Raw genomic sequence first — 14,944 nt, forward strand, 5'->3', positions numbered from 1 at the left:
GCCGGTGGCGACGGCGTGGCGGGAACGCGGGCGTCGTGATCGGTCGCCGGTCCGACCTGAACCCGGCTGACCAGCGTTCACGGTGAGCCGGGTAGCGGATCACAGTTCGGCGCGGTCCCGCCGTACCCCATGGCGCCGCCGCGGCAGTCCTGGTGGGGCCGGCTCTCCCGCGGCGCGCGGGTCGCCGTCGTGGCGGCGGGCGTCATGGTGCTCTGCTGCTGCGGCGGCGTGGCCATCGGCGCGGTCACCGACCCGCCGGCGAGCACCGACAAGAAGGACGCCGCCCCGGCCTCCTCCGCGCCGGTGAACGGCGGGGAGGCCGCCGCACCCGCTCCCGCGGTGGCCGATCTCGCCACGCCGTCGGCGACGGCCAGCCCGACCGAGGCGGCGCCGAGCGAGTCACCGTCGCCGTCCCCGCAGGTGCGGATCCGGACCGTCACGGCGACCCAGAAGATCGCCTACTCGACCAGGACGGTCAAGGACTCCACCCTGGCGGAGGGCACCACGAAGGTCCGGACCAGGGGTGTGGCCGGCGTCCGGACCCTCACGTACCAGGTGACCCTCACCGACGGCGTGGAGACCGGGAGGAAGCTGGTGCGGTCGGTGGTCACCAAGGCTCCCGTCACGCAGGTGGTAGCCGTCGGGACCAAGCAGACACGGCAGTGCGACCCGAACTACAGCGGGGCCTGCGTGCCGATCGCCAGCGACGTCGACTGCTCGGGCGGCAGCGGCAACGGCCCCGCGTACGTCGACGGTCCGGTCTACGTGGTGGGCCGGGACATCTACGACCTCGACCGCGACGGCGACGGGGTGGGCTGCGACTGACGCGCATCCGCCGGGGCGCGGCATCCGCGCCCCGGCGGCCCTCACCGCGGCGGCGGGAGGAACAGGTGGCCGTGCCAGGCGCCGCGGACGGTGCGCGCCGCCACCGTCGTCCAGGCGGCCACCAGCAGCCCGTACAGCAGCACCGCGAGCGTGGTCAGCACGGCCGAGCCGGCCCGGGTGGCCAGCCCGGTGACCCCGGTGACCAGCGTGCCGACCGGGAAGGTGAAGCTCCACCAGGTGAGCGAGAAGGGCAGCCCGGCGCGCGCGGTGCGCACCGTGATCGCGGCCGCCAGGGCCAGCCACACCAGGGCGAACCCCAGCACGGGTACGCCGTAGAGCACGGCGAGCATCTGCGCCCCGGCCGCGTACGGCTCGGGCAGCACCCCCGCGGCGGCCCGGCCGAGCAGGTGGGCCGCGGTGATGGACTGGCCGAGCGGCCCCAGCACGATCCACAGGGTGGGGACCATCCGGGCGGCGCCGACCCGGTGCACGACCAACCGGTTCCAGAGCTGCGGCAGGATGACCAGGGTGGCGACCAGGCTCACGCCGAACATCGCGTAGCAGGCGAGCACCAGGTCGAGCCGGGCCTGCCCGGCCGGCAGGTGCGGCACGAGCAGCGCGCCGTTCGCGGCCGAGACCATCGGCGGCACCACCGGCATCAGCCAGCCACCGAACGCGGCGTCCGGCCCGATCCGGTGCCGGGTCATCATCAGGTACGGGATGGCCACCGCGGTCAGCAGGCCCAGCCCGGTCCCGACGCCCCACAGCAGGAGGTCGACCGCCACGGCGGCGGACTGCCCGATCAGCGCCGGCCCGAGCAGCAGCGCGCCACCGCCCACGGTCATCAGCGCCATGGGCGGCGCGCCCCAGAACTGCGCCATGACCGGGTCGGCCGCGTATCCGAGGGCGGTCTCCCGGTCCCGGCGCAGGTGCACCGCCCACGCGACGACCAACGCCACGAGCAGCGCCGCCGCCGCGAGCCAGACGACGGTCGCCACGAACCGCAGCCCGGGCAGGTGCACGGGCAGACCGGCGGCTGCGGTGGCCACGATCCCGGTGCCCATCACCGAGGCGAACCAGTTCGGGCCGAGGTGGGCGGTGGGGCTTGCGGGACGCGGCAGCACGGCCGGTTGGTGCAGGCTGTTCATGTCGCCAACCCTCGGACCGCCACGGCCGACCCGGTAGGCGGGGATCTCCTACCGAGCCATAACCTCTGCCTATGCCTCTGCCGCCGCAGGTGACCGACCTGAGCAGCCTCGACCTGCTGCTCTCCGTCGCCCGGCTCGGCAGCATCGGCCAGGCCGCGGCGGAACACCGCATCTCCCAACCGGCGGCCAGCGCCCGCCTCCGTCACCTGGAACGCCGGCTCGGCCTCACCCTGCTGCACCGCACGCCGCGCGGGTCCGCGCTCACCCCGACCGGCGCGCTGATCGCCGACTGGGCCCGCACCGTGGTGGACGCGGCCGACTCGTTCGCCGCCGCCGTGCAGGCGCTGCGCGTCACGAAGGAGAGCCGGCTCACCGTCGCGGCCAGCCAGACCGTCGCCGAGTACCTGCTCCCGGCGTGGCTCGTGGCACTGCGCGTACGGCAGCCGGACCTCGCCGTCACCCTCCAGGCCGCCAACTCCGCGGAGGTGGCCGCCCGCCTCCTCGCGGACCGGGCCGACCTCGGGTTCGTGGAGGGTCCCGACCTGCCGGGCGGGCTCGACGCCGACACGGTGGCCACGGACCGGCTCACGGTGGTCGTCGCCCCTTCCCACCGCTGGGCGCGCCGGCGGCGCGGCATCACCCCGGCCGAGTTGGCCGCCGCGCCGCTGGTGGCCCGGGAGGCGGGCTCGGGCACCCGCCGGGCGCTGGAGAGCGCGCTGCGCGAGCAGGGTGCGGGCGAGCTCGCCGCGCCGATCCTCGAACTCTCCTCGACGACGGCGATCAAGCACGCGGTCGGTGCGGGCAGTGGACCGGCCGTGCTGAGTTCGCTGGCGGTGAGCACCGAACTGGCCGCCGGCGTGCTGGTCGCGGTGCCGGTCCACGGGCTCGACCTGCGCCGCCGGCTGCGGGCGGTGTGGCCGGCGGGACGGCAGCTCACCGGCCCGGCGCGGGATCTCCACGCGATCGCCCGCCGGCACGGGTGACCTGGCCGACCGGGCCTCGGACGCGCGATGGCGGGCTCGTCGTCGGGGCCGGCGAGCAGGAGGCCAAGATGCCCGCCGGCCCTATCCGGTCATGGTCGGCGAGGTCAGCCGCGCCGGACCGAGCGACCCGCTCACCCGGTCACTCGGGGGCCGTCCGCACGTGGGTGGTGAGGGTGCCGTCGTCGTCGAGGACGTGGAACATCACGCCGGGCGGGTCAGTCAGGTCGGCGGTGTTGGCCCACGTGAGCGCGTCGGTGGTGGTCCACGGCAGGCGGGTGGTGGACACCACGCCGGGCGCCGCGAGCAGCGGTCGACCGGCGAACGACCCCGCGGCGGCCGCGTGGGCGTGTCCGCAGAGGACGGCCACCACCCCCTGGGCCCGCTGGAGGATCGCGGCGAACTCGTCGGCGTTGCCGAGCCCGATGCCGTCCACCAGCGGGTTGTGCAGGCGGATCGGATGATGGTGCAGCCCGACGACCACGGGCGCGTCAGCCTCGGCCAGGACCCCGCGCAGCCATTCCAGGGTCTCGGGAGCGAGCGCACCGTCGTCGCGACCGGGGATGGTGGAGTCGCAGAGTGCGAACAGCACGCCACCCACCCGGTGCAGCTGGTTGATCGGCGCGTCACCGTCAGTCCCCAACAGCACGCTGCGGTACGCCGACCGTTTGTCGTGGTTGCCCGGCAGCATGAGCACCGGAACGTCGGCGACGAGTTCCGCCTTGACCTGCTCGTACTCGGAGATCTCGCCGTGGTCGGCCAGGTCACCGGAGACGAGGATCAGGTCGATGGCGCAGCCGCGCAGGTAGCGCATCACCCGCCGGGCGCGGGCCAGGGCGCGTTCACTCCCGTCGAGGTGGGTGTCGCTGATGTGCGCGATGATCATCATGTACCGATGGTGCGCACCGCCGAGTCCGCCGCGAAAGCACCAATCACCCTCGACTGGCCCGGCCACCGTGGATGCCGGTCCCGGGAAAAATCCTTCCGGCATGGCGTCGGATCCGGGACGAGTCGTTCGTAGAACAGGTGAGAGGCGGCCGGCAAGAGCCGCCGGGACAAGGGAGCCATGGGATGACCCGGTACCTGATCTCGTTCAACGCCGGCGCGATGGACCACATCCCCGAGGAGGAGATCCCCGACGTCTCCAAGACCACGCACGCGGTGATCCAGGAGGCCGTCAACGCCGGCGTCTGGGTGTTCGGCGCCGGACTGCAGAGCCAGCGGGCGAGCGTCGTGGGCACGGACGGGGTGGTCACCGACGGCCCTTACCCGGAGACCAAGGAGGTCATCGGCGGGTTCTGCGTCGTCGACGTGGCCTCACGCGAGGAGGCGCTGGAGTGGGCCGCCAAGGTCGCCGCCTCCTGCCGCTGCGCACAGGAGGTCCGGGAACTCCTGCCCGACCCCGAGCACGACGCGATGCTCCGCCAGGCCGGCCGGCGATGGTGACATCCCGCTGATGACTGATCGACGGAGACCTGCCGCGCTGGAGCGGAACGCGCGTCGGCACGGTTGACAATGCGGGCCACCGACCGGGGATCGGGCGTGGAACGAAGCCCGGTCCCCGGTTTCGGCCGATGGATGCACCCGACGCCGCTGCCGGATCAGCTCACAGCCAGCCTGCCGATGACCGCTGCGCAAGATCGAAAAAGGCCGTCCCCCACGACGGGAAACGGCCTTTGAACTGGGTGGAGCTGAGGGGATTTGAACCCCTGACCCCCTCGATGCGAACGAGGTGCGCTACCGGTCTGCGCCACAGCCCCTCCGCTGGCGTACCAGCGTCGGTCCCACCCGGCTTTCACCGGGCGGGCCGGCGACAAGGCTAACAGGTTCGGCACCTCGGAAGCGAACCGCCCCACCGCCTGAGCAGATCTTGGAGGGAATAGGCCCCCAGAGGGGCCCAAACCCTCCAAGATCTCGCGGGGACCGGATCAGGCGGGGGCGTAGGTCAGGTTCAGGACGCCGCTCTTCAACGTGGCGCTGTCGACGAGGCGCAGGGGGTAGGTGGGCGTGCCCTCGAAGAGGCGCTGGCCGTGGCCCACGGCGATCGGGTGGACCAGCAGCCGCAGCTCGTCCAGCAGCCCGTTGGCCAGCAGCCACCGGACCGTGGTGGCGCCGCCGGACATGGCGATCTCCCCGTCGGTCTGCTCCTTCAGCTCTCGCAGCCGGGCGGCGACCTGGTCGGTGTCGCCGGAGATCAGGTGCGAGTTCTGCCAGGTGGTCTCGGTGAGGGTGTTGGACAGCACGTACTTCGGCACCGAGTTGATGAACGACGCGAACTCCATGTCGTCCCCGCTCTGGTTGGGCCAGAACTCCGACCACTCCTGGTACTGCGTGCGGCCCATGAGGAACGCCGTGGTCGCCGCCACCCCGCGGCCGACGACCGCGCCCATCTCGTCGTCGAAGTAGGGGAAGTGCCACTGGTCGGGCCGCTCCACGACACCGTCCAGCGAGATGAAGAAGTTCGACACGATCTTGGCCATCACAGGCTCCCCTGTCCGCGGCCGGCCCTTGCGCCGGCCCTCACCAACCCGTCGAACGGCACCCGCCGGATTCGACAACACCGGCGGAAGAACTTCTAAGCGCCCCGCCCGCTCTGGTACGGCCGCCCCCGCAGGCCACCCGCCCGCCGGTAGGAGACCGAGCCGCCGCTCGCCGCGGGCGGCAGGTCCGCGGGCCGGTCCAGCCCCATGGCGGTACGCCGGACCGCCTCGCGCTGGGCCGCCAGGCGGCGCTGCGCCTCCCGCCGGGCGGCGGCACGCCGCGCCTGCTCGCGCCGCACCTCGGCCTGGCGGGCGGCCAGCCACGCCGCCTCCCGGGCCTCCGCGCGCCGCCGCCGGCGCTCGGCCAGGGCCCGCTGCCGCAGGTGTACGACGTACGCCACGAGCAGTGCGCCGGTGACCGAGACGCTGATCCAGAACCCGGGGCTGACCAGCACCACGCCGATCAGCTCGACGAAGTTGAGCAGCAGCAGCGCGGCGAGGACCCGCCGGCGGCGGTAGATGGCCGGGGTGTGCTGCCGGCGCTTCGGTGGGTGCCGTCGGCGGGACCTGGCCGGGGCGGGCGGCACCGACCGGAGCCGGCCCGAGCGACGCCGGGCGGGTGGCGCCGACACCGGCCGGGCGAGACCGCCCGTGCCCGAGTCCTCACTGAGGGTGACGACGAGGGAGCGCGGCGGGTGCACCGGCCGCCGTCCGGGCACGGTGCGACGCCGACGGCGGCGCTGGAGCACCCGGGCCGTCGACTGCGCCCGCTCCGCCACCAGCCGCTCGGTGGCGTCGTACCGGCGGACCAGCGCCGGCGCGAGGGCGAGCAGACCGGCGGCGGCGAGGACGGCGAGGAGCACCGAGGTCGGCACCCTCACCCCTCCCGTCACCAAGTTCGGGGCGAGCGCCACACGACCGCAACTTCTTCCGTCGCCCGTCGTTTACGGCGCAGATCGTGCGGGCAGGCAGCGCTTGCCACAGCTTGCAGTTACTTGAGGTTACGGGCCGCCGACCGACTTCACCGTGCGCCGCGCCGGGCGCGGCAGGTGGGACGCTTCACCCGCGGTTGTCACGTACGCGGTGCCACCGGGCCAGCAACCCGCCCTCGGCGGCCACTTCCTCACTGGTCATCGCGTATCCGATGTGGTCCCGCCAGGCGCCGTCGATGTGCATGTAGCGCACGTGGTAGGCCTCCTCGCGGAAGCCGAGCTTCTCCACGACCCGGCGGGACGGCTGGTTCTCCGGCCGGATGTTGACCTCGATCCGGTGCAGCCCGCCGGGGCCGAACGCGTGGTCCACGGCCAGGGCCACCGCCGTGGGAATGACGCCGCGACCGGCCACCCGGGAGTCCACCCAGTAGCCGATGTAGCCGGAGCAGAACGCGCGCCGCACGATGCTGCCCACGTTGACGTGGCCGACCAGCCGTTCCGCGCCGTTCTCGCGTAGGCAGACCGCGAACGGCATGCCGTCGCCGGTGCGCGCGGACCTCCGCTGGTCGGCGTGGACGAAGCGGAACGCGGCCGGCGAGTTCGTCTCGTCCCAACTGCCCGGCACGTGGGACTCCCAGGGGGACAGCCAGGCCCGGTTGGCCCGCCGGATCTCCGACCAGGCCAGCGCGTCGGATCGCCGGTACGGCCGCAGCACCACCGGACCGTCCACCAGCACCGCCGGCCACCCGGGCGGCCGCCGGAACCAGCTCATCGGGTCAGCCTTCCACACGCGACCGGGGGGCCCGCAAGCTCACTCCCCACGCTCACCGGCGCCGGTCCAGCAGGAGCACGTCCACCGTGGAGCCGGCCGCCGCGGTGGTGACCCGCTCACCGAGGACGAGCAGGCCGTTGGCCTCGGCCAGGCCGGAGAGGGTGAACGGCCCACCGGCGAGCGGCTGCACGGTGTAGCCCCCGCCGCGCCGCTCGGCGACGTGCGCCGGGCGGAACTCGCGCAGCCCCACCGGGGACGAGACCGTCTCCAGCAGGTGCGCCCGGACGCTGGGCCGGAACACCGGCTCGGCGCCGGCCAGCAGCTGGATGGCGGGGCGGGCCAGCACCTCGAAGCCGATCAGCGCCGCACCGGGCTCACCGGGAAGACACACCACCGGCACCTCCTCGGCGCCGACCGTACCGAATCCGAGGGCCGTTCCGGGATAGAGGGCGACCTCGGTGAAGGCGACCGGTCCGGCCCGGCCGCCCTCCTTGCGGGACAGGATCCGGCGGACCATGTCGCCGGGGCCGGTGCCCGTGCCGCCGGTGGTGATGATGAGGTCGGCCCGCAGCGTCTGGTCCTCCAGCAGGCCGCGCAACGCCTCCGGGTCGTCGTCGCAGATCCCGACCCGGTACGCCAACGCGCCCGCCTCGGCCGCCGCGGCGGTCAGCGCGTGCGAGTTGGTGTCCACCACCTGGCCGGGCTGGCTGCCCCGGCCGACGTCGACCAGTTCGTCGCCGGTGGCCACGATGACCACCCGCGGGCTGGGCCGGACCACCACGTGCCCGATGCCCGTGGCCGCGAAGACCGCGACCAGGGCGGGCGAGACGTACGTGCCGGCGCGGGCGAGCAGGGTGCCGGCCGGCAGTTCCTCACCGGCGCGGCGGACGCCGTACCCCCGCTTGGGGGCGCGGAAGATCTCCACGGCGGCCATGCCCTGGTCGGTCCACTCGACCGGAACCACCACGTCCGCGCCGACGGGCAGCGGCGCTCCCGCGGCCACCGAGAAGCAGGAGCCGGGGGTGAGCCGGACCGGCCGCCAGCTCGCCGCGCCCAGGTCACCGACCACGTTCAGCCGGATGCTGCGGCCACCGGGGATACCGGAGGGGGCCGGGACGTAGCCCGGCCCCCGGCTCCCTCCGGAGATGTCCTCCCAGCGCGCGGCGTACCCGTCCACCGCCGCCTGGTCGAAGGCGGGGAACGAGTGCGGGGCGACCACGTCCTCGGCGAGGACGTTGCCGTACGCCTGGGTGAGGTCGAGGTCGAGCGGAGGCAGCGCGCGTAACCTGCGCAGCACGCTGCCCAGGTAGTCGGCGAGCGGCGTCAACTCGTTCGCGGCCGCCTCGGCGTCGGCCGTCGCGGTCATGTACCGGCACCGCCGGACCGGTCGCGCATGCCGTTCAGGATCGCCGCGGTGACCGTCTCGTCGCCGTTGTTGACGAACTCGGTAAGCCACTTGCGGAACTCGGCGCCCAGGTCCTCGCGCTCGACGGCGATCTGCACCACGGTCTGGAGGTAGCCGAGCGGCTGGCCGGTGTCGTAGCGGGTGCCCCGGTAGACGATGGCGTGCACCGGCACCCCCTCGGTACGCAGGAGCTCCATGGCGTCGGTCAGCTGGATCTCCCCGCCGCTGCCCGGCTCGGTGCGCCGGATCGCGTCGAAGATCTTCCCGGGGAGCACGTAGCGGCCGAGGACGGCGAGGTTGCTGGGCGCGTCCTCCGGCTTCGGCTTCTCCACCATGCCGGTGACCCTGACGACCTCGGCGAGGTCGCCGAACTCGTCGCCGGCCGGCTCGACGGAGGCGATCCCGTAGCGCGAGGTCTCCGCCGGGTCGACCTCGAAGAAGGCCAGCACGATGCCGCCGGTGCGGGCCTGAAGGTCCAGCATGGCCGGCAGCAGCGGCTCGTCCAGCTTGACGAACTCGTCGCCGAGCAGCACCGCGAAGGGCGCGTCGCCCACGTGCGACTCGGCGTAGCCGACGGCGTGGCCCAGGCCGAGCTGCTCGGGCTGCCGGCAGGTGTAGATCTCGGCCAGCTCTTCGGGGCGGCGTACGGCCTCCAGCAGGTCGGGCTTGCTCTCCAGCCGCGCCTCCAGGTCGGGCCGGCGGTCGAAGTGGTCCACCATCGACGTCTTGCCGCGCCCGGTGATCAGCAGCACGTCGGTCAGGCCGGCCTGTGCGGCCTCCTCGACGATGTACTGGAGCACCGGCCGGTCGACGACCGGCAGCAACTCCTTGGGGACCGCCTTCGTGGCCGGCAGGAACCGGGTGGCCAGGCCTGCGGCCGGGATGACGGCCTTGACCGCGCGGGAGCGACCGGTCGCGGCGGTCGCTGAGGGGTTCGCTGAGTGCTCCGACATGTCGCGAGACTATCGGCCACGGCTCTGCCGCGGCGGGTGAGGACCGGAAGACGCGCCGCCCTGTGCCACCGGCGCGGCCTCTCCGGCGCCCGCCCGGGGCAGTCCGTCGGGCGGGCTGACCGCCGCCGCCACCACGGGGATCTCCTGGGTGGGGACCGGGTCGGGGGCCCGGGCCAGCCGGTAGCCGTCCCGGCCGGCGGCCTTGGCCGCGTAGAGCGCGTCGTCGGCGGCGTCGAGCACCTGCTGGCCGCCGGCCGCGTGATCCGGGTAGACGGCGATGCCGATGGAGACGGTGACCGGCACCGCGATCGGCTCCCCGTTGTGCCCCTCCACCCGCACCGGCTGGTCCCGGACCACCGAGCCGAGCCGCTCGGCGACGATGGTGGCGCCCCGGGCGTCGGTCTCCGGCAGCAGCACCACGAACTCCTCGCCACCCTGCCGGAACGCCAGGTCGACCTCGCGGATCTCGCCGCGTACCCGGCGGGCGAACTCGATGAGCACCGCGTCCCCGGCGGCGTGCCCCCAGGTGTCGTTGACGTCCTTGAACCGGTCCAGGTCGAGGGCGAGCACGCTGAGCATCCGGCCGAAGCGGTTGGCCCGTTCGACCTCGCGCCGGATCGACTCGCGCAGGTAGCGGTAGTTCCACAGCCCGGTCAGCGGGTCGGTCAGGGAGAGCCGCTGCGCCTCCTCGTGCACCCGGACGTTCTCCACCGCCACGGCCGCGTGGCCGGCGAAGGTGCGCAGCGTGACCAGGTCGCCGTCGTCGAACTCGTCCGCACCGGGCCGGTCGTAGAGGGCCAGCACACCGAGCGCACAGCTTTCGGTGGCGTCGTCGTCGGCCGGCGGGTGGCCGGGCCGGTCCGGGCCGCCGCGCGGTTCCGCGCCGCGGGGGGCGGCGAAGGGCACCGCCACGTACGTCTCGCAGGACGGTTCCCCGGTCGGCGGGTCCGCCGCCTCCCACCGGCCGCGCAACGGCTCCCCGGTGGCGGCCACCGTGCCGAGCACCCCGGCGCCGACCGGCACCCGCAGCGTCGCGGGATCGGCCGGGTCCTCCGTCGGCCAGCGCCCGTCCAGCCCTTCGACGCACTGGCCGACCAGCACGCCGTCGCCGTCCAGCAGCAGCACCGCGCCGGCCCGCGCGCCCGTGGCGGCGATCGCGCTGTGCAGGATGACCCGCAGGATGCGTTGCAGGTCGTGGGTGCTGGCCAGGGTGTCGCCGAGCACGGTCAGGTGGCCGCGGAGCTGATCCCGGCTGCTGGTCAACGCGGCCACGTAGCTGCCCGTCTCCCGGGTCATCCGGTTGAACGCGGCGGCCAGCCGCCCGATCTCGTCCCGGCTGCGGACCGGCACCCGGGCGGTCAGGTCGCCGTGCGCCACCCGGTCCACCGCGCCGGCCAGCTCGACCAGGGGCCGGGTGGTCGCCCGGGCCAGCCGCCAGGCCGCCAGCACGGCCAGCAGGGCGGCCAGCACCACCGCGCCGACCAGGGCGGCGTAGAGGCCGGGCGGGCGCTCCCCCGGCACCGACAGCACCAGCGGCAGCGGCTGGCCGGGGGACGGGCCGACCCGGCGCACGTACCGTCCGTCCGCCGTGTCGGCCACCCGGTCCCCGTCCGCCTCGCGGGCGGCGGCCAGCACCGCTGCGCGTACCTCCCGGTTCTCGGTCGTGTGGGTGATGCGGCCCGGGTCGTCGAGGAGGGTGACCCCGACGCCGGTCACCGCGGCGAGCCGCGCCACGAAGGCCGGGTCGACGGGCTGCGCGGCGGCGACCGTGCCCAGGTCGGTGCCGGCCGGATCGCGCAGCCGGACCCGGGCGGCGAGCGCGCGCACCGGGCCGGCCGCCGCGTCGGCGGCGCAGTCCTGCCAGGGCCCGGCCGGACCGCCGATGGTGGCATAGCTGGTCCGGCCGGCGGTGTCGACGATCTGCACGGCGGCGGCCAGGCCCCGGCCGACCACCTGGTCGGCCGCGCGCGGCCGGGCGGCCGGGTCGGAGACGAGCGCGACCGCGTCGGCCGCCGCGCGGAGCTGCTGGCAGAGGGCGTCGACGGAGGTGCGCACCCCGGCCGCCGCCAGGCCCAGCCGCTCGGTGGCGCGGCCCCGGTCGACGGCGCTCAGGGTGGACCCGACGAAGAACGCGCCGAGCAGGACGGGGCCGAGCACCACCGTGAGGAACGCCGCCGTCAACCGCCCGCGTAGCGTCAAGCTTCCCCCCGGAAGTTCCGCGCCCCTCCCTGCGATGCTGACACAGAGCGACCGGGAGGCAAGCGTTGCGTCAGGAGTGTTGCGTGCCGGAATTTTCTGATGGAGCGGATGTGGCCAAGCGCGACCTGCGCGTCGCCCTGCTCGCCCACCGCCGGTCGCTGCCGGCGTCGCGCCGGGCGGAGGCGGCGGCGTCCGTCCAGGCCGAGCTTGTCGCCCTGGTACGCCGGCTGCGCCCCACCCGGATGACCGCGTACGTGCCGGTCGCCTCGGAGCCCGGCGGCGACGACCTGCCCGCGGTGCTGCGGGCGGCGCTGCCGCCGGCGGCGGAGCTGCTGCTGCCGGTGCTCCTCGACGACCTCGACCTGGACTGGGCGGCCTACACCGACCCGGAGTCGCTGCGGGCCGCCGGCCGGGGCCTGCGCGAGCCGACCGGCCCGCCGCTGGGGAGCGCGGCGGTCGCCGGGGCCGACCTCGTGGTGGTGCCGGCGCTGGCGGTGGACCGCCGGGGCTTCCGGCTGGGCCGGGGCGGCGGCTCGTACGACCGGGCACTGGCCCGGGTGCCCGCCACGGTCCCCACGGTGGCGCTGCTGCACGACGGGGAGCTGGTCGAGGCGGTACCGGCCCAGCCGCACGACCGGCCGGTGCGCTTCGTGATCACGCCGGGCGGCGGGCTGGCGGCGGTGCCGGATGTGGCCCGGGGCGCTTCCGCTGGACGAACCCGGGTTCCATGACGCACCATTGGCACTCGAATCCGTCGAGTGCCAACCGGCCGTGCCAAGATCCGGAGGAGAACGTGCCCACGTACCAGTACGCCTGCACCGCGTGCGGCCACCAGCTCGAGGCGGTGCAGTCCTTCTCTGACGCGCCGCTGACCGAGTGCCCGGCGTGTGAGGGGCGGCTGCGCAAGGTCTTCAACTCGGTCGGCATCGTGTTCAAGGGCTCCGGCTTCTACCGTACGGACTCCCGTTCGTCCGGTTCCGAGAGCGCCACGAGCACCGCGAGCAAGCCGGCCAAGTCGGAGTCGTCGACAAGCGGATCGTCCGGCAGCTCCACGAACGGGTCGAGCAACGGCTCGTCCGCCGCGTCGTCCAGCTCGTCTTCCGGGTCGTCGTCCGGCTCGTCCTCCGGTTCGTCGACCAGCAAGGCGCCGGCCAGCAGCTCCTCCTGACCTCATCAGGTCTCCCGAAAAGTGGTCATCCGTGCGGGATGGCCACTTTTCGCGTTCCCGGACGGTTTCCCCCGGCACGCGTTGCCCCACCCACCCCGGCGTTGATCAAGAAGTTTGCGTCAAAATCTCGCGCCATCGCGACGCAAACTTCTTGATCAACGATGTCTTGGGCGTTCCACAGGCTGGCGTGTTTTCCACAGGTCGGCGGGTTTTCCACAGGTGGGTTCCTTGGGGCGGCGGCCACCGGCGGCTGCTGCCTAACCTGCCCGCGTACTTGTCGGATCGGTGGGCGGGAGGGGCGACGTGGCGGGTGGGGAGGCATCGCTGCGGCCGGTGCGTTGGCGTGGGCTGCCCCGGGGCCGGACACTGCTCCGGGTGGCGCTGGTCGCGGTGCTGCTCGGGCTGGCGGCAGCCGTGCTGAAGACTCCGGCGGGTTGTCAGCCCGATGGGAGCCCGGCCCGGGACCCCGCCTCGACCGGCGGCGCTCCGGCTGCCGGCGCTCCGGGTGTCGGGGCCCCGGCCGCCGGTGGCGGCGTGCCGGGTGGTGGCGTCCAGGCCGGTGGTGGCGGTCCGCCTGGCGGCGTCCAGGCGGGTGGTGACCGTCGGGGCACTGCCCTTCCGCTGCCGGCCGGGGCGGTCGGGGTGCCTGTCCGGCTCGCCGAGCCGGCCGCACTGGCCGTGCTCCGCCCCGGCGCCCGGGTTGACCTGCTGGTCGTACCGGCCGGCGGGGCGACGGGAACGGCCACCCTGCTCGCGCCGCGGGCGCTCGTCCTCGACGTGGTGGGCGCGGCCGGGGCGGTGGACGGCTCCTCGGCGCTCTACCTGGCGCTCCGCCCCGAGCAGGCCCAGCGGGCGGTCGGCCTGCCCGAGGGCAGCCGCTTCGCCGTGGTGGTCCGCGAATGACCCGGTCGGTCGGGGCGGCCTTGTCCGCCGGGGGCCCGGAACCTTCGCTCGCGGCGCAGGCGGGTCAGTCCCAGTGCGGGGGGCGCTCGGCGAGCAGCCAGTCCTCGTTGCCGTAGGACCGCTCGCCCCAGCCACGGTCGGTGTCGTCGGTGGTCTGCTCGGGCAGCACCACGAAGTCTTCGCTGAGGTCGACCACGCGGTCGTCGTCGCCGCGCGGGACACGGATGCCGGGATCGCTCACGAGCGGCAAGGATACCGCCGGAAGGACACCAGTTCGACCGTCGCGGGGCGAACGCCCGGCACGGCGGGCCGTCCGGGTGCGGCAGGCCTCGGGCGCGGCGGGCCGCCCGGCGCAGCAGGCCGGGTCCGAGCCGGGCGGCACGCCGGGGGTCCGCGCGGGGCGGCAGGCCGGGGGCTCCGCGCGGTGCGGCAGGCGGGGCCCGCGTGTAGACCCGGCCCGTCGCGTCGGACGGCCGACCGGCCCGGGCGTTGGTAGCGTCGGACGGCGTGACGACGCCGAGCGGTGGCAGCCCTGAGGACGAGACCTGGCGACGCCCGGACCAGCCGGCCGGCGAGGCCCCGGCGCCCGGCACCCACCGACCGGAGCCGGCGACCGGCAGCGACCAGCCCGACGGTTCGAACACTGAAGAACCCGGGCCCGGTAGCTCATCCGGCGGCGAAGCCGGGTCCGGTGGCTCGGCCGGCGGCGTCGCTATGGACCCGGAGGCCAGCCCCTGGTCGCGCGCCGGCCACACCGACAACCCGTGGGCGAGGCCCGGCCAGGGTGCCGCCTCGACCGGAGGCTGGCCCGGTCAGGCTGCTCCGACCGGAGGCTGGCCCGGTCAGGTCGCCCCGGCCGGTGGCTGGCCGCAGCAGCCCGCTGGGGCAGGCGGCTGGGGCCCGGGTGGCGCGCCGGGTGGCTACGCCGGGCCGCCGCCGACCATCCCACCGCCGCCGGGTTGGCGCCCGCCGGTGCACGTGCGGCCCACGCCGCCCCGCCAGCTCCCGGCGCAGGACATGGCCGCCATGGACCAGGCCGAGGGACGGGCCCAGCGGCTCACCTACGGCATCGGCGCCGTCGTCGGCGTCGTGCTGGTGCTGCTCACCTGCCTGCTCTGCTCGCGCCTGCTCTTCTGAGCCGGCCGAACACCGCTGATCCGAGCACCCGGCCGGAACGAA

The 14,944-nt window shown here is 74.8% G+C and carries 16 protein-coding genes, 1 tRNA gene and 1 pseudogene; 7 read left to right on the forward strand and 11 right to left on the reverse strand.

Annotation, left to right across the window (positions count from 1 at the left end):
• Positions 1-129: 129 nt before the first annotated feature.
• Positions 130-825, forward strand: coding sequence for a G5 domain-containing protein (locus GA0070603_RS31765; protein WP_208862893.1), 696 nt, complete (start codon positions 130-132; stop codon positions 823-825).
• Positions 826-866: 41 nt separating this feature from the next.
• Here GA0070603_RS31765 and GA0070603_RS16400 read toward each other — a convergent pair whose 3' ends face one another.
• Positions 867-1,973 carry a TDT family transporter gene (locus tag GA0070603_RS16400; RefSeq protein WP_091314394.1) on the reverse strand — a complete coding sequence of 369 codons (1,107 nt, stop codon included), beginning with the start codon at positions 1,971-1,973 and terminating at the stop codon, positions 867-869.
• A 71-nt stretch (positions 1,974-2,044) separates the two neighbouring features.
• Between GA0070603_RS16400 and GA0070603_RS16405 the strand changes: the two genes are divergently transcribed.
• Complete coding sequence (locus tag GA0070603_RS16405) at positions 2,045-2,956, forward strand: LysR family transcriptional regulator (RefSeq protein ID WP_091314396.1); 912 nt, start codon at positions 2,045-2,047, stop codon at positions 2,954-2,956.
• Positions 2,957-3,095: 139 nt separating this feature from the next.
• Here the strand turns inward: GA0070603_RS16405 and GA0070603_RS16410 are convergent, their stop codons facing one another.
• Complete coding sequence (locus GA0070603_RS16410; RefSeq protein ID WP_091314402.1) at positions 3,096-3,842, reverse strand: metallophosphoesterase; 747 nt, start codon at positions 3,840-3,842, stop codon at positions 3,096-3,098.
• A gap of 182 nt (positions 3,843-4,024) precedes the next feature.
• Between GA0070603_RS16410 and GA0070603_RS16415 the strand changes: the two genes are divergently transcribed.
• A complete protein-coding gene (locus tag GA0070603_RS16415; RefSeq protein WP_091314405.1) occupies positions 4,025-4,399 on the forward strand; it encodes a YciI family protein in 375 nt (124 codons plus the stop codon).
• Between the two features lie 240 nt (positions 4,400-4,639).
• Here the strand turns inward: GA0070603_RS16415 and GA0070603_RS16420 are convergent.
• The 7 genes from GA0070603_RS16420 to GA0070603_RS16450 all read right to left on the reverse strand — a co-directional run bounded on the left by GA0070603_RS16420 (position 4,640) and on the right by GA0070603_RS16450 (position 11,694).
• Positions 4,640-4,713, reverse strand: a tRNA-Ala gene (locus GA0070603_RS16420).
• 168 nt (positions 4,714-4,881) lie between these two features.
• Positions 4,882-5,433 (reverse strand): dihydrofolate reductase family protein, encoded by a 552-nt coding sequence (locus GA0070603_RS16425; protein ID WP_091314408.1) that lies wholly within the window; start codon positions 5,431-5,433, stop codon positions 4,882-4,884.
• A 95-nt stretch (positions 5,434-5,528) separates the two neighbouring features.
• Positions 5,529-6,314, reverse strand: a complete 786-nt coding sequence (sepX, locus tag GA0070603_RS16430; protein WP_208862894.1) for a divisome protein SepX/GlpR — start codon at positions 6,312-6,314, stop codon at positions 5,529-5,531.
• A gap of 178 nt (positions 6,315-6,492) precedes the next feature.
• A complete protein-coding gene (locus GA0070603_RS16435) occupies positions 6,493-7,137 on the reverse strand; it encodes a GNAT family N-acetyltransferase (protein WP_091314416.1) in 645 nt (214 codons plus the stop codon).
• 52 nt (positions 7,138-7,189) lie between these two features.
• The gene (locus tag GA0070603_RS16440; protein WP_091314420.1) at positions 7,190-8,503 is read right to left on the reverse strand and encodes a molybdopterin molybdotransferase MoeA; all 1,314 of its coding nucleotides are present in this window, start codon (positions 8,501-8,503) and stop codon (positions 7,190-7,192) included.
• The gene (locus GA0070603_RS16445; RefSeq protein ID WP_091314423.1) at positions 8,500-9,495 is read right to left on the reverse strand and encodes a UTP--glucose-1-phosphate uridylyltransferase; all 996 of its coding nucleotides are present in this window, start codon (positions 9,493-9,495) and stop codon (positions 8,500-8,502) included. The genes GA0070603_RS16440 and GA0070603_RS16445 overlap by 4 nt, the downstream gene beginning before the upstream one ends.
• Positions 9,496-9,504: 9 nt before the next feature.
• A complete protein-coding gene (locus GA0070603_RS16450; RefSeq protein WP_167544551.1) occupies positions 9,505-11,694 on the reverse strand; it encodes a GGDEF domain-containing protein in 2,190 nt (729 codons plus the stop codon).
• 83 nt (positions 11,695-11,777) lie between these two features.
• On the opposite strand from GA0070603_RS16450, the gene GA0070603_RS16455 reads away from it, so the two are divergent.
• Both GA0070603_RS16455 and GA0070603_RS32050 read left to right on the forward strand, forming a co-directional pair.
• Positions 11,778-12,425: a 5-formyltetrahydrofolate cyclo-ligase gene (locus tag GA0070603_RS16455; protein WP_091314426.1), complete on the forward strand. Its 648-nt coding sequence runs from the start codon at positions 11,778-11,780 to the stop codon at positions 12,423-12,425.
• A pseudogene (locus GA0070603_RS32050) lies at positions 12,422-12,628 on the forward strand (FmdB family zinc ribbon protein); the annotation flags it as partial. The gene GA0070603_RS16455 and the pseudogene GA0070603_RS32050, both read left to right, overlap by 4 nt.
• A 14-nt stretch (positions 12,629-12,642) precedes the next feature.
• Here the strand turns inward: GA0070603_RS32050 and GA0070603_RS32055 are convergent.
• Positions 12,643-12,837, reverse strand: coding sequence for a hypothetical protein (locus GA0070603_RS32055; RefSeq protein ID WP_244282539.1), 195 nt, complete (start codon positions 12,835-12,837; stop codon positions 12,643-12,645).
• 328 nt (positions 12,838-13,165) lie between these two features.
• Here GA0070603_RS32055 and GA0070603_RS16465 point away from each other — a divergent pair, with 328 nt between their 5' ends.
• Positions 13,166-13,765, forward strand: a complete 600-nt coding sequence (locus GA0070603_RS16465) for a flagellar biosynthesis protein FlgA (RefSeq protein WP_244282772.1) — start codon at positions 13,166-13,168, stop codon at positions 13,763-13,765.
• A 64-nt stretch (positions 13,766-13,829) separates the two neighbouring features.
• Here the strand turns inward: GA0070603_RS16465 and GA0070603_RS16470 are convergent, their stop codons facing one another.
• Positions 13,830-14,015 (reverse strand): hypothetical protein, encoded by a 186-nt coding sequence (locus tag GA0070603_RS16470; protein WP_091314433.1) that lies wholly within the window; start codon positions 14,013-14,015, stop codon positions 13,830-13,832.
• 722 nt (positions 14,016-14,737) lie between these two features.
• Between GA0070603_RS16470 and GA0070603_RS31495 the strand changes: the two genes are divergently transcribed.
• Positions 14,738-14,902 (forward strand): hypothetical protein, encoded by a 165-nt coding sequence (locus GA0070603_RS31495; RefSeq protein ID WP_167544552.1) that lies wholly within the window; start codon positions 14,738-14,740, stop codon positions 14,900-14,902.
• Positions 14,903-14,944: the final 42 nt, after the last annotated feature.

Source organism: Micromonospora chersina (assembly GCF_900091475.1).
GTDB lineage: Bacteria > Actinomycetota > Actinomycetes > Mycobacteriales > Micromonosporaceae > Micromonospora > Micromonospora chersina.